This is a genomic window from Paenibacillus tyrphae, from assembly GCF_027925525.1.
GTDB lineage: Bacteria > Bacillota > Bacilli > Paenibacillales > NBRC-103111 > Paenibacillus_G > Paenibacillus_G tyrfis_B.
In genome coordinates this window covers 72,267-84,045 of the sequence record NZ_BSDJ01000012.1, presented here as the reverse complement: position 1 = coordinate 84,045, position 11,779 = coordinate 72,267, and the positions used below count along the sequence as shown (strand labels likewise).

The 11,779-nt window shown below is 52.2% G+C and carries 16 protein-coding genes and 1 other annotated feature (1 of these 17 running past the window's edge); of the genes, 13 read left to right on the top strand and 3 right to left on the bottom strand.

Annotation, left to right across the window (positions count from 1 at the left end; genetic code table 11):
• Positions 1-232: a binding site (T-box leader), on the bottom strand (it extends 10 nt beyond the left edge of the window).
• 158 nt (positions 233-390) lie between these two features.
• Positions 391-714: a rhodanese-like domain-containing protein gene (locus QMG93_RS16485; RefSeq protein ID WP_281938270.1), complete on the top strand. Its 324-nt coding sequence runs from the start codon at positions 391-393 to the stop codon at positions 712-714.
• A gap of 69 nt (positions 715-783) precedes the next feature.
• Here QMG93_RS16485 and QMG93_RS16480 read toward each other — a convergent pair whose 3' ends face one another.
• Complete coding sequence (locus QMG93_RS16480; protein ID WP_281938269.1) at positions 784-1,698, bottom strand: hypothetical protein; 915 nt, start codon at positions 1,696-1,698, stop codon at positions 784-786.
• Between the two features lie 68 nt (positions 1,699-1,766).
• On the opposite strand from QMG93_RS16480, the gene QMG93_RS16475 reads away from it, so the two are divergent.
• Both QMG93_RS16475 and QMG93_RS16470 read left to right on the top strand, forming a co-directional pair.
• On the top strand, positions 1,767-2,363 hold the full coding sequence (locus tag QMG93_RS16475; RefSeq protein ID WP_281938267.1) for a CPBP family intramembrane glutamic endopeptidase: 597 nt from the start codon (positions 1,767-1,769) through the stop codon (positions 2,361-2,363).
• Positions 2,360-2,590: a hypothetical protein gene (locus QMG93_RS16470; RefSeq protein WP_281938265.1), complete on the top strand. Its 231-nt coding sequence runs from the start codon at positions 2,360-2,362 to the stop codon at positions 2,588-2,590. The genes QMG93_RS16475 and QMG93_RS16470 overlap by 4 nt, the downstream gene beginning before the upstream one ends.
• Here QMG93_RS16470 and QMG93_RS16465 read toward each other — a convergent pair.
• Positions 2,580-3,470 (bottom strand): polysaccharide deacetylase family protein, encoded by an 891-nt coding sequence (locus QMG93_RS16465; protein WP_281938263.1) that lies wholly within the window; start codon positions 3,468-3,470, stop codon positions 2,580-2,582. The genes QMG93_RS16470 and QMG93_RS16465 overlap by 11 nt on opposite strands.
• A gap of 120 nt (positions 3,471-3,590) precedes the next feature.
• On the opposite strand from QMG93_RS16465, the gene QMG93_RS16460 reads away from it, so the two are divergent.
• The 6 genes from QMG93_RS16460 to ypeB all read left to right on the top strand — a co-directional run bounded on the left by QMG93_RS16460 (position 3,591) and on the right by ypeB (position 9,033).
• Positions 3,591-3,932 carry a hypothetical protein gene (locus tag QMG93_RS16460; RefSeq protein WP_281938261.1) on the top strand — a complete coding sequence of 114 codons (342 nt, stop codon included), beginning with the start codon at positions 3,591-3,593 and terminating at the stop codon, positions 3,930-3,932.
• A 291-nt stretch (positions 3,933-4,223) separates the two neighbouring features.
• A complete protein-coding gene (locus tag QMG93_RS16455; protein ID WP_216792235.1) occupies positions 4,224-4,823 on the top strand; it encodes a genetic competence negative regulator in 600 nt (199 codons plus the stop codon).
• Positions 4,824-4,911: 88 nt separating this feature from the next.
• Complete coding sequence (locus tag QMG93_RS16450; RefSeq protein ID WP_281938259.1) at positions 4,912-6,417, top strand: DnaB-like helicase C-terminal domain-containing protein; 1,506 nt, start codon at positions 4,912-4,914, stop codon at positions 6,415-6,417.
• Positions 6,418-6,618: 201 nt separating this feature from the next.
• Entirely contained in the window at positions 6,619-7,311 is a 693-nt protein-coding gene (prsW, locus tag QMG93_RS16445; protein WP_281938257.1) for a glutamic-type intramembrane protease PrsW, read from the top strand.
• Positions 7,312-7,361: 50 nt separating this feature from the next.
• Positions 7,362-7,529 carry a hypothetical protein gene (locus tag QMG93_RS16440; protein ID WP_281938551.1) on the top strand — a complete coding sequence of 56 codons (168 nt, stop codon included), beginning with the start codon at positions 7,362-7,364 and terminating at the stop codon, positions 7,527-7,529.
• Between the two features lie 142 nt (positions 7,530-7,671).
• Positions 7,672-9,033 carry a germination protein YpeB gene (gene ypeB, locus QMG93_RS16435; RefSeq protein WP_281938255.1) on the top strand — a complete coding sequence of 454 codons (1,362 nt, stop codon included), beginning with the start codon at positions 7,672-7,674 and terminating at the stop codon, positions 9,031-9,033.
• A gap of 4 nt (positions 9,034-9,037) precedes the next feature.
• Here the strand turns inward: ypeB and QMG93_RS16430 are convergent, their stop codons facing one another.
• Positions 9,038-9,253, bottom strand: a complete 216-nt coding sequence (locus QMG93_RS16430; protein WP_281938253.1) for a hypothetical protein — start codon at positions 9,251-9,253, stop codon at positions 9,038-9,040.
• A gap of 144 nt (positions 9,254-9,397) precedes the next feature.
• Between QMG93_RS16430 and QMG93_RS16425 the strand changes: the two genes are divergently transcribed.
• The 4 genes from QMG93_RS16425 (at position 9,398) to QMG93_RS16410 (ending at position 11,736) form a co-directional block, all read left to right on the top strand.
• Entirely contained in the window at positions 9,398-10,051 is a 654-nt protein-coding gene (locus QMG93_RS16425) for a flagellar brake protein (protein WP_281938251.1), read from the top strand.
• Positions 10,052-10,117: 66 nt separating this feature from the next.
• On the top strand, positions 10,118-10,351 hold the full coding sequence (locus tag QMG93_RS16420) for a hypothetical protein (RefSeq protein WP_281938249.1): 234 nt from the start codon (positions 10,118-10,120) through the stop codon (positions 10,349-10,351).
• A gap of 121 nt (positions 10,352-10,472) precedes the next feature.
• Positions 10,473-11,153, top strand: a complete 681-nt coding sequence (gene cmk / locus QMG93_RS16415) for a (d)CMP kinase (RefSeq protein WP_281938248.1) — start codon at positions 10,473-10,475, stop codon at positions 11,151-11,153.
• Between the two features lies 1 nt (position 11,154).
• Complete coding sequence (locus QMG93_RS16410) at positions 11,155-11,736, top strand: lysophospholipid acyltransferase family protein (RefSeq protein WP_281938246.1); 582 nt, start codon at positions 11,155-11,157, stop codon at positions 11,734-11,736.
• Positions 11,737-11,779: the final 43 nt, after the last annotated feature.

The following is an 11,779-nucleotide window of genomic DNA, read 5'->3' as shown; positions in this document are numbered from 1 at the left end:
AGGAGCTGATTCTCGTGGTACCACCCTACTTCGCTGTGCGCTCGCGCGCCACAGCCTCATGAGGTCTGCTATGAACAGACCGGGAAAAATAACGGTTTCCAGCCGGCTGCGCCTACTGTAATGTTCGGCACAACAACTCAGGAGTGCTCCGCATATCGAATTCGTCCGGTTCGCACCGACCACCGGCTCTCTGATCGATTCGGGTTATGCTTGGCTCCGTCAAAGTTTGTTGCAGGTGAAATTTTTCATTAGCGTAACATGACTATTTCGACATTGTCAATAGGCAGCCCGTCGATTAGCAAATCCGAAATATTTGTGAAAAATAAATTCGCCGTGCTAAAATAAACCGTGTGACTTGCATGAAATTATCGTACAGCGAAAGGGGCATTCATGATGTTCGAAAGTATAGAGCCCGAAGCGTTCCGGGCAAAAACGGACAACGGAGAGCTGGGGGACGCGCTGGTGCTGGATGTTCGGGAACCGTATGAATGGGAATATTATCATTGGGAAGAAGCGCAGCTGATGCCGATGAACAGCATACCAGGAAGGCTGGCCGACCTTCCGAAGGATCGGACGATTTATGTCGTTTGCGCCCACGGCGTGCGAAGTGCCAACGTGTGCTACTACTTGAAGCAGAACGGCTTCGACGATGTGATTAATGTCGAGGGCGGCATGGCTGCGCTCGCAGCCCTTCGCGGGTTCCAATACGATTAATAGGCGCGCGGCACGGCAAAAAGCCACGAGTACGGAAACCGGACATCGTGGCTATCGGAAGTCTGCGTATTAATTGGCAGTGAAAAATGGAAGCTGCGGGAGCGTTTCCTTGCCGTAATATTTGTCTTTGTTGTGGATAAAATCGCTTTTGCGAACGGCATCGGTAGCCATCAGCACATCGACGACTTGCCCCACATCGTTCAAATTCATTTTTTGCGCTTGACCGGACTGAATCATTTCGTCGATCCGGCTGGTCAAATCTTGCGGGGTGAACGGTTTAAACAGCTTATTGCCGAGCATCAGCTGGGCGACGTATTCGTTCTTCATATTCAGGCTTTGGCTCTTCCAATCGTTCAGAGAGAGCGGCTTGGTCACATCGACAGGCTTAAATTGCGGGTTGATCGTAGCATACCATTTGTCGATCGATTCGTAGTAGCTTTTTTCAGCCTTGAGCGCAAACGTCTTCGCTTCGCCAAGATAAGGATCTGCTTGAAGCTGCGCAATCAGCTCGGCCGCCGGAATGCCGTTTGCCTTGGCCGAATAGCTTTTCAGGCCCTCGCCGAACAGCTTTAAGCTTTTCATGTAATCCTTGTGTGCTTCCTGCAGGAGCGGAGAGGAGTCCGGCATCGATTTCGAACCGAGACTGTCGTAGCTTTCCTGCGCGAGCTTGCTCAAGTCCTTGAGAATCAAGGAAGCGTCGGCCGTACGATTCGTCATCAACTCGTCGGTTTTCTCAAACCACTTTTTATGAAATTCCCTGTATGGCTGATAAATGGTATGATAGAAAGACACCAAGTACTGCTGATGGTAAGCGGTAAAGCTCTTGGCCGCTTCATTTTGCTTGTTGAGCAGATCTTCGTATTTCAGCGAAGAACGGTCCTGTCCCATTTTTAAACCGAAGAAGAAGGCCCCCATAGCCACGACAAGCATGAAAATGAAGGTAACGGCGAATAAGTAGTCCGTTCGGGTAAGCCGTTTTTCCATGATCGAGCACCTCAAATTCTTGTTCTATGCAGATAGTATAGGTGAAATTGTCGAAAAAGGGAATCAGAATGAAAAAATTTGACTTTAAACGGATCAAGCTGCGAAAAATCAATCCGGACGAAATCGACGAGCGCTTTCTGATCGCGAACTTGTATGTGACGCAGCTTATCGTCTTCCTTGCAGCGGTCGTTCTGATGCTCTTTCAGAAGCCGGACCTGCGGGCGATGTTTTCCCCGGGATCGGGCTATACGATCCTGCTATGGGGAGCGGGCTTTGCCGTCGCCGTTCTGCTCGTCGATCTGCTCGTTTCCAGATGGGTGCCTCCCGAAGTGACGGACGACGGGGGCATCAACGAAATGCTGTTTAAAAACAGGCCTCTTTGGCATATTGCACTCATCTCGCTCATTGTCGCATTTTGCGAAGAACTGCTGTTCCGTGGTACGATCCAAGCCTGGTGGGGACCGTACTGGACCAGCATCCTGTTCGCGGCCATTCATGTCCGCTATTTGCAGCACTGGCTGATGACGGGACTTGTCTTCAGCATCAGCTATGGGCTCGGCAGGATTTATATTCAGACCGGGTCGCTGTTAACACCGATTATCGCCCATTTCCTGATTGATTTCGTCATGGGCTGCATTCTTCGTTACAGGAGAGAAGAATCATGAACAACAAGTATCTGCAACCTCCGTACCGACCGAAGGAAGAGGCCGATCATCAACCCGACCCGGCGAAGGAAGAGGGACCCGACGATCATTATCTGCCTCCCCGCAAAACCGTGCATCCGACAGAGAAAGAAAAGTGGCTGCCTTATTTTTATCGGTCGTTGCTATGGATTTTTATACTCCTTGTTGCAGGTCTTTCCGTTTGGGGCTGGAAACTCGTTATGATGTAGTTTCAATTTCTTCCGGATCCACGAATCCGTAGCCTTTTTCCTCGAGTTGTGTCAAAAGTTTGTCCAACGCCTCCACGGTCCACGGCAATTCGTGCATCAAAATATTGCTCCCCGGGTGAAGCTGACTCAGCACGTTGCTGATCACTTGCTCGGGGTTGTTTTTCTTTACCGTCATTTCCCAATCCTTCGATCCGTTGGACCAGGTCATGAACAGCAGCCCCTCTTCCTTGGCCTTAGCCCGAACGTCGTCGCTGCCGGAGCCGAACGGCGGACGGAAGAAGACTGGCGCTTTGCCCGTCAACTCTTTGATCGCTTTTTGCACATCTCCGATTTGTTGGTTTACCTTTTCTTTAGCTTCCTTTTTCAAATCGATATGATCCCAGGAATGATTGCCGATCGTTTGGCCGCTGGAGGCAAGCAGCTTGACGAGCTCGGGCTTCTGCTTGACGCGGTAGCCGTTCAGGAAAAAGATCGCCTTCGCCTTATGCTTCTGCAGCGTTTCGAGCAGCGCTTGATTCATCTCAAGGTCCTTCGGACCGTCATCGAACGTCAGCAGAACGACTTTTTTGGGCGCCCCGTTCGGATCGATCGGCACAATATCGTAAGTTTTCGGATTCATCGTATAGCGCTTCGAAACTTGCTGATCTTGTTTTTTGACGCCGTCCGCAGGCGCAGATTCTTTGCCGTCCTTGGCGGGAGCCGATGCAGGCTGATTCGAAGCGGAGCCGCCGTCCGCGGATTTCGGTTTCTCGCCCCCCGAGACTGTCTGCGAAGCAGGTGGCTCCGTTTTGGCCGAGGCGTCAGGCGACGCGTCAGGTTTGGACCCACAGGAAGTCAGAAGCAGAAGCGCGGCCAGAATAGCAATCCATTGTTTAGACATGTGTAATCCCCTCGTTACGTTTGGTATGAATCTTTTGGCTTTCCTTATTTTATCATGCATGATTCATAGGATATAGCGAAAAATAGTAACGAATTAGAAAACAATACGGGAGGGATTGGCATGAGATGGGGTGCTTTTCTGCTTGGCGGGCTTGTCGGGGCGACCGCAGCGGTCGTACTAACGGGCAAAAGAAGGCCGATGCTGTTCTCCGCAATGACGAATAGCGACGCCATTGGAGGTTTTCTGAACCAGGTCATGGATCGATCTGACAAAAAAGAAAAGATTTTGACGGATTCGGCCGAGCCGAACGGCGATTACGGCAAAAGCGCCGCCGATGTAGCGACTTCCGCAGCAGGCCTCGGCAAGGTTCAGGAGTTGATAAATCAGGATTCGGGGCTTAAGGCAGCGGTGAACGATATTTTGGCCAGCAACGGGGAAAAATCCGGAGTTCGGGCGCATTAAGCGTCCGGATTGCGCGTGAAGACACAGCTCCGCCTTCTTAAAAGGGCGGCGTATGTGTCTTTTTGTATGAAAAGGGCATTTTTTCAGGTGAGAACCGTTCTTTTCTTCGCGGTTTGTGATATAATAGACGTAGCATGGCAAACAAGCTGTACCGTTTCCGAGGGGAAAGGCTGGAGGACGCAATTTCGAACGCGTTTTCGAATCCTTTATATAGCGGAACGAACACGGCTCACCTTTGTTTACCAAACTTCATAAGCTGTTTATTATTAGTCGGCAAGGGAGGAATCCAGTATGAAAATGGAGCGTTTAAGTCAAGACAAGATACGGATTTTCCTCACATTCGATGACTTAACGGAGCGCGGGATTCACAAGGATGACATGTGGAGAGAAATCCCCAAGGTTCACGAGCTGTTCAGCGAGATGATGGACCAAGCCTATACCGAGCTTGGCTTCGACGCAACCGGACCGCTTGCCGTGGAAGTCCTCGCCATGCCGGCGCAAGGGATGATGGTGATCGTCACACGCGGCCGAATGAATTTCAGCCAGGGAGACGACACGCTAGAGGACGAAATGGAAGAAGTGTACGAGCTTGAAGTGACGATGGATGAGACCGATGAAATCATTTACGCTTTCCATGATTTCGAGGACCTCCTTCGGCTTGCCAAAGTCATCAATCCGCTCCTGACGGACGGAGGAACGTTGTATTCCTATAAAAATAAATGGGTCCTGCTGCTGGATGCCGTCGATATGGAAGAAAAGCGGCTTCAATCGGTCGTGGCCGTCTTGTCCGAGTTCGGAGAAGCCACATCCGTCACGCAAGCCGTTCTAGAGGAATACGGCAAGGTCGTGATTGAATCCGATGCCGTGAAGGTGCTTTGTTCCAAGTTTTAATGAGGCTTATTCAGCTTAAAGAATCGTAAGCATTCTCAAAAACAGCGTTGTTTTTGCGGAATGCTTTTTTTGCGGGGGGAAGAACGTCATGAGCGAAGTTCAACACATTGGCGCAGCCAAGACCGCGTTTGATTTGGAGGAGCTTGTCACCCATTACCACAAACAGCTTCGGGAAGAAGCCTATGCTTATTTGGAGCGGCGGGGTATCCATCAGGAGACGGCGGAGGATTATCGAATCGGCTTTGAGCCGGGCAAGTTCGGGTTTTACATCAATTCGGACAAGCTGGGGGATTTTTTTGAGAACCGCATTATTATTCCGATTACGAACGCGGATGGCGTCACGGTCGATTTAGTCGGACGATCGGTCGACCAACGCGAGCCGAAATACAAACTGTTGCTCGGAGAGGGCGATTATTTATTCAACGAGCAGATACTGGAGCAGACGGAGGACGTCATCGTGTGCGGCGGGGTGTTCGACGTGCTCAGCTTGGCTCAGGCGCATCTGCCGGCAGTATGTGTGCCGATATGGATGTCCTTTAAAGAAATCCATGCGGACAAGCTGCGGGACAAGCGGGTGTTCATCTGTCTGGGCAACGATGAAGCGGGGCGTCGCGAAAGCGTCAGAATCCAAGCGCTGCTGCAATCGACGGCCAAGCAAACGTTTGTCATGCAGCTGCCCGAGTCGATCCGCGACGTTAACGATTTCTTCGTGCGGGTGCAAAATCCGCTGGATTCGTTCATGCGGCTGTTGAACGAAACGATGGAAGAGACAATGCTGCTTCCGATTGCTTCCGATACGAAAAATATTACCATATATACCGAAGAATTCATGAAGCGGCATCGCGGACAAGCGTCCGGCGTGCCGACCGGTTTACCCACACTGGACGAAGCGTTGTTCGGCGGGCTTCGGAGCGGGCTGTATTTGCTGGCCGGAGCCGCTTCTTCGGGCAAAACGATGCTCATGAAGCAAATGGCAGACCATATCGCCCTGCACCAGACGCCGGTCGTTTACGTATCCTGGGACATGACGGGATTCGAGCTCTGGGCGCGCAGCATAGCCAGACTCATCGGCACCGAGCCGCAAAACGTGCTCAGCGGGAAGATGGAGCCGCGGCAAGTGGCCGAAGCCAATAAACGCTATATGCCCATCAGCAATATGCTTTGGACGATCGAATGCTCGCTCGATTCCACGATTGATCGCGTCATGACCAATGTCGAGCGGATTGCGGGGATGTCCGGCAGAACGCCCGTCGTATTCATTGATCATATTAACCGTATCCCGGCAGGCGGATTGCCCAATCCGCCCCGCTCGTCCGCCGAGCATCAGACATTAATCGCTTATATGCTCAAGCATTGGTCCAAGGAATGGGGAGGCCCGGTTATTGCGGCCGTTCCTTCGGATATCGGAGACGAGCGTCTGCCGGAAGGGGCGGAAGCGTCAGCTGACGTCATTATGCGGCTGAAGCCGGAGCCGGAGGGAACGTCCGTTAACGGGATACGCTCGAGCCTGCAGCTTCTGAAACACCGAAATGGGACGCTGGCGACTATTCCGCTCCGGTTTTACGACCAGCAGGCGCGTTTTGCGGAAGAATGAAGCGTCTGATGCCGGGTAAAAGCGGATGTGTATGCCAGATTCCAAGAAATGATGGAAAAAGCCATTCAAAATGTCTATAATATTCATAGATAAGAAATATCGACAAGCGCCTGCCCGTATTACGGTCGGCATCCGCGAAAGTTGCGGGGGCCGGCCGTTGCTGCGGGCGGGTTTATCCTATTATGACGGAGGGGAGACACTTTGAGCGTCTTAACTGTCCTGACGGCGGCTATCGCGCCGGGTGTCGCTCTGCTGGCCTATTTTTATTTAAAAGACCGATACGATACGGAGCCGATCTCCTTAGTAATCAAGCTGTTTTTGTTCGGCGTTCTGATCGTTTTCCCGATCATGGTGCTGCAGCGGGCTTTGGTGCACGGACTCGGCGAGGATCCGTTCGTTTTTTCGTTCCTCATCTCTTCGCTGCCGGAAGAATTTTTTAAGTGGTTTCTGGTTTATTTCATTACCTTCAAGCATGCTTCGTTCGACGAACCGTACGACGGCATTGTGTACGCGGTAGCGGTGTCGCTCGGATTCGCCACGCTCGAAAACGTATTTTATGCGTTCTTGAATGGCTCCAGCTTTTCGTCGCTAATGATTAGGGCCTTCCTGCCGGTGTCCGGTCACGCCATGTTCGGCGTCATGATGGGCTACCATCTCGGAAAAGCCAAGTTTACGCCGGAGCATACCCGCAAGCATCTGCTTTTGTCGTTGGCTCTGCCGGTATTTTGGCACGGGGTGTTTGACTATACGCTGCTCCTTAGCAAAGCGTACTGGGTCTGGTTCATGGTGCCGCTCATGAGCTTCTTGTGGCTGCGCAGCCTGCGCAAAGTGAACCGGGCCAACGCGAAATCGCCGCTCAGGGTCGCCACGCGGGAGGATCAGGTTAAAATTTAGCCGGAATGACCATAATGGATATATAAAACCATAGGTCGTACCGGAGGGATATGATGAATGTCGTTAGTCCGCGGGTGAAAGTCGCCATCCGCTGCAAGCATTGCGGCGAGAAATTCATCTTGAAGGGCAGGAAAGAAAAGGAAAAGATCGATACCGGGTTCAAGCAGTGCATATGCAACAATGAAAAAGAATTCGATATCGAAACCCTTGATTTCTAGTCCGGGATAAGAGTCGGCCAAGCGCCGGCTTTTTCTTTTTTTTGAACGGCTTGATTGCGATGTCTGCGCTTCGTGAATAATCCGTCTCGCTTCAGGCGAAAACTAAGCCCAAGTTTTGCTGATGAAGGGAGATTTCTCGAACATGTACAAAAGATTGAGCATGGTCATGTTTCCGATTCTTTTGGTGGCGCTCATCGGCACCGGGGTCTGGGGCTACTTGGAGCATCAAGAGAAAAATGCCGTCTTGATCAAGGCAGAAAACCATTATCAACGGGCGTTCCACGATTTGTCGTTTCACGTGGACAAGCTTCATACGGAGCTTGGCAATACGCTCGCGGTGAATTCGACATCCCAGGACGCCTACAAAAAAGGGCTGATCAACGTTTGGCGAATCACGAGCGAAGCGCAGAACGAAATCAGTCAACTGCCGCTGGCTATGCTGCCTTTCAACAAAACCGAGGAGTTTTTAGCTAATATTTCGAATTTTGCTTATCGGGCGGCAGTCCGGGACCTTTCCAAAAGTCCGCTGGACGGAAACGAAATGAAGACGCTCAATACGCTGCATGAGCGCGCGGCGGAAATTTCCAAAGAATTGCGCGGGGTTCAAAGCAAGGTCATCCAGAACAACTTGCGCTGGATGGATGTCGAGCTGGCGCTGGCAACGCAGAAGGAACCGCATGACAACGTCATCGTCGACGGGTTCACTACGGTAGATAAGAAGGTGCGCGAATATCCGGAAATCAACTGGAGCCCGGCGGTCATGAGCATGTATCAGAAGCGGGATATGCACATGCTTTCCGGCCCGGAGGTGAGCGCCGACGAAATTAAGCAAAAAGCTGCTCAGTTCCTGGGCATCCAGGACCCGTCCGGTCTCCAGGTCGTGGAAAACGGCCCCGGGACCGAGTATCAGTCCTTTAGCGTCACGGCTCCTAAACAGGGCACGGCGGATGGCGCTCATTTGGACTATTCGAAAAAAGGCGGTCAGCTGCTGTGGTTCGCGGCTTCCCGCAATGTGCCCGAGAAGAAGCTTGACTTGCGGCAGGCACGCGACATCGGGGCGCAGTTCCTGGATGAGCACGGCTACAAGAATATGACCGCGGTCAGCTACGACGATTACGGCAACGTCGCCCATATGACGTATGCGGTGCGCACGAACAACGTGATCAATTACGTGGAAAAGGTCGCGGTTCAGGTGGCGCTCGACAACGGGGAAGTGACGGGGCTGGAAGCGACTGATTACGTGTACGGCAAGAAGGACCGTCAGATCAAAGCGCCGAAGCTGACGGCGGACGAAGCCCGCAAAACGCTCAATGCCGATTTTAAAGCAGATAGCGTCAATCAGGCGCTGATCAAGAACGACATCGACGAAGAGGTGCTCTGCTACCAGTTTATCGGCCGCGTCAACGGCGGCTTGTACCGGATCTACGTTAATGCCGAGAGCGGCGCGCAAGAGAAGATCGACCGCTTGGGCGCGGAAGAAGCCGCCGCCGTCACCCCAACCTGATGTTTCATTTTTTTAGTCCTCTCCCAAGCCCGATGCGTTCGGGCTTTTTCGTATTTTTGCTTCTTTTTGGGGTGGTACTTGGTGATGAGCCGAAGGCGAAATCGCGATTGGCGGCGAGTTTTTTGATCTGGTCCCAATTCCATAAAAAATTGTTCCATGGGACCGGGTCAAAACGTGTCTGAGCATTAGCCAATCGCGATTTCGCCGCAGGCCGCTCCACCGTTCATTCCGCCATTCCCCAACAATCCAAAGAAGCATCCAACAAAACTCCGAACGCTGTGCGCTCACCCCTTCCCATATTCGCTTCACGTGCTATAATAAAGCTTGGACTTATCGAAGTTTACACTCCGGGGAGGTGAGCCGATTGCTGCCGAAAGTAAACCAGACGCTTTTTATCCAAATCAATTCCATCGATGAAGAAGAGGCGAAGCAGGAATATAAATCCAGAATTGCCGACGTCTCGGATGCGTATATCAGCATGGAAGTACCAATGAACGACAAATCGGGGAAGCTGAAGCGTTTGTATCCGGGCGACGAGCTTTCCGTTTATTTTATAACCGAGGGCGGTGTCAAGAACTACTTCAACTCGTCCGTACTCGGATTTTCCGATGATGTGATCCGGCTTGTCTTGATCAAAAAACCGGACCCCGAATCGATTACGAAAGTGCAACGGCGCAACTTTTTGCGCGTGCCGGCCATACTCGAAATCGCCGTGAAATTCTCGGAGCAGCTGCAGTTCGTAGCGCTGACCGACGATGTCGGGGGCGGAGGCATATCGTTTCTATGCGAAGGCTACGTGCCGGTGGAGTCCGGCCATACGGTCGAGTGCTGGCTGCTTGTCCCGTTCAAGAACGGCCAGATCGAGCATGTGCCGTTCAAGAGCGAGATCGTACGCGTCAAAGAGTTGGAGACGGGCAAAAAGCAGGTCATGATGCGATTTTCGGAGATCACGGACCGCGACCGCCAAAAAATTATCCGGTACTGCTTTGAGCGGCAGCTTGATTTCCGCAAAAGATAATACATAATAGCTTGACATGACGGGTACACTATCCCCCAAATATTGGATGGGACGGGGTGGCCGCGGATGAATACAAAGAATCAAAATGAATCGGACGATAGGTACGAAGAATTATTTTTGCAGTTTGCCGAACGGGCGGAACGATGGATTGCCTGGGCATTGGCGGGGTGCGCCATTGCTTTGGTCGCTTCCCAGTTGCTGCTTCTTAACCCGCGAATCCGCTATGTTTTAGTCAAGGTGGAGCAGTTGGAGGGACTTCCTTATTCGGTGTCCCGGCTTCAGGCCGTGGAAGGAAAATAATGGAGGGTGCGCGAGTTTTGCAATCCACGGTAAAACTATGGTATAATTTTCTTCGTTCGAGGCTTCGGCCTGTTTTTTTTTCAGGCTGCTCGTCCGCTTCATTTTGTAAGGAGGCCGCATCTTGGAAAAGTTTAACATCGCAATCGACGGTCCGGCAGGAGCGGGGAAAAGCACGATCGCTCGTCTGGTCGCCGGTGCGCTCGGCTTCGTTTATGTCGATACGGGAGCCATGTACCGAGCCGTGACTTGGAAGATTTTACGGGAAGGCCTTCAAGCGGAACAGATCTCGGACATGGTTGCGCTCACAGGCCGTATGGACATTCGCTTAGTTCCGGGCAGCGATGGCCAAATGGTCTTTGTCGATGGCGAAGACGTGACGGGCATGATTCGCCTTGCGGAGGTGACCGGAAACGTCTCCAGAATTGCTTCCATCGCTGAAATTCGCAGTATCCTTACCGCCAAACAGCAGGAAATGGCCCAAAGCAAAGGAATCGTCATGGACGGCCGGGATATCGGCAGTCACGTGTTGCCGGACGCCGAGGTCAAGGTGTTTTTGACCGCAAGTGTCAGTGTCCGCGCCCAGCGCCGGTTCAAGGAAATTTGCGATTCGCAGCCGGATATCACGCTTGAGAGATTGGAGCGCGATATTGCGGAGCGGGACCGGATGGACGAGCAGCGCGAGGCTTCGCCGCTTGTGAAAGCGCCGGATGCCGTGCTGCTGGATACGACCGAGATGACGATACCGCAAGTGGTGGATCGCATTTTGGAGCTTTGCAAGCTCCGGGTCGGTGGGGGGCAATAGCATGTTGTACGTCTTTTTTCGAGGGATTTTTCGAGTCTTGTTCCGCTCCGTGTTTTTTTTGCGGGCAGAAGGGCTTGAGAACATTCCCGCCGAAGGCGCCGTCGTTCTTTGCGGCAACCACACCAGCAACTGGGACCCGCCGCTGATGGGCAGCCCACTGAAGCGAAAGGTGCATTACATGGCCAAGGCCGAGCTGTTCGACGTTCCCGTTTTGGGATATGTTTTGCCGAGAATAGCGGCATTTCCCGTCAAGCGCGGCGGTGTCAGCAAAGAGTCGATCCGCTTGTCGTTGCAACTGCTCAAAGACGGCGAGGTTATGGGCATTTTCCCGGAAGGGACGCGCAGCAACGCGGGAGGCATGGGTAAAAAGGGAGCGGCTAGTCTGGCATTGAAATCCGGGGCTGTAGTCATTCCGGCAGCCATTATCGGCAATTATAAGCCGTTTCGGCAAATGAAGGTCGTGTATGGTCCGCCAGTCGATTTGAGCGAATTTGAGAACAGCGGTTCGGAAGGCTTGGAACAGGCGACCGACAAAATCATGAGCACGATCCGAAGCATGGTCAAGCAGCACGAATCGAAATGATAAATTGTGGCATACTTAAGAAAATGATGAAGTAAAATTTTTA

What these genes read in the sequence shown, in the direction of transcription:
- QMG93_RS16485 (WP_281938270.1), top strand. Translation starts at nt 391, where the DNA reads ATGATGTTCGAAAGTATAGAGCCCGAAGCGTTCCGGGCAAAAACGGAC.
- QMG93_RS16480 (WP_281938269.1), bottom strand. Translation starts at nt 1,698, where the DNA reads ATGGAAAAACGGCTTACCCGAACGGACTACTTATTCGCCGTTACCTTC.
- QMG93_RS16475 (WP_281938267.1), top strand. Translation starts at nt 1,767, where the DNA reads ATGAAAAAATTTGACTTTAAACGGATCAAGCTGCGAAAAATCAATCCG.
- QMG93_RS16470 (WP_281938265.1), top strand. Translation starts at nt 2,360, where the DNA reads ATGAACAACAAGTATCTGCAACCTCCGTACCGACCGAAGGAAGAGGCC.
- QMG93_RS16465 (WP_281938263.1), bottom strand. Translation starts at nt 3,470, where the DNA reads ATGTCTAAACAATGGATTGCTATTCTGGCCGCGCTTCTGCTTCTGACT.
- QMG93_RS16460 (WP_281938261.1), top strand. Translation starts at nt 3,591, where the DNA reads ATGAGATGGGGTGCTTTTCTGCTTGGCGGGCTTGTCGGGGCGACCGCA.
- QMG93_RS16455 (WP_216792235.1), top strand. Translation starts at nt 4,224, where the DNA reads ATGAAAATGGAGCGTTTAAGTCAAGACAAGATACGGATTTTCCTCACA.
- QMG93_RS16450 (WP_281938259.1), top strand. Translation starts at nt 4,912, where the DNA reads ATGAGCGAAGTTCAACACATTGGCGCAGCCAAGACCGCGTTTGATTTG.
- QMG93_RS16440 (WP_281938551.1), top strand. Translation starts at nt 7,362, where the DNA reads ATGATGAATGTCGTTAGTCCGCGGGTGAAAGTCGCCATCCGCTGCAAG.
- ypeB (WP_281938255.1), top strand. Translation starts at nt 7,672, where the DNA reads ATGTACAAAAGATTGAGCATGGTCATGTTTCCGATTCTTTTGGTGGCG.
- QMG93_RS16420 (WP_281938249.1), top strand. Translation starts at nt 10,118, where the DNA reads ATGAATACAAAGAATCAAAATGAATCGGACGATAGGTACGAAGAATTA.
- QMG93_RS16410 (WP_281938246.1), top strand. Translation starts at nt 11,155, where the DNA reads ATGTTGTACGTCTTTTTTCGAGGGATTTTTCGAGTCTTGTTCCGCTCC.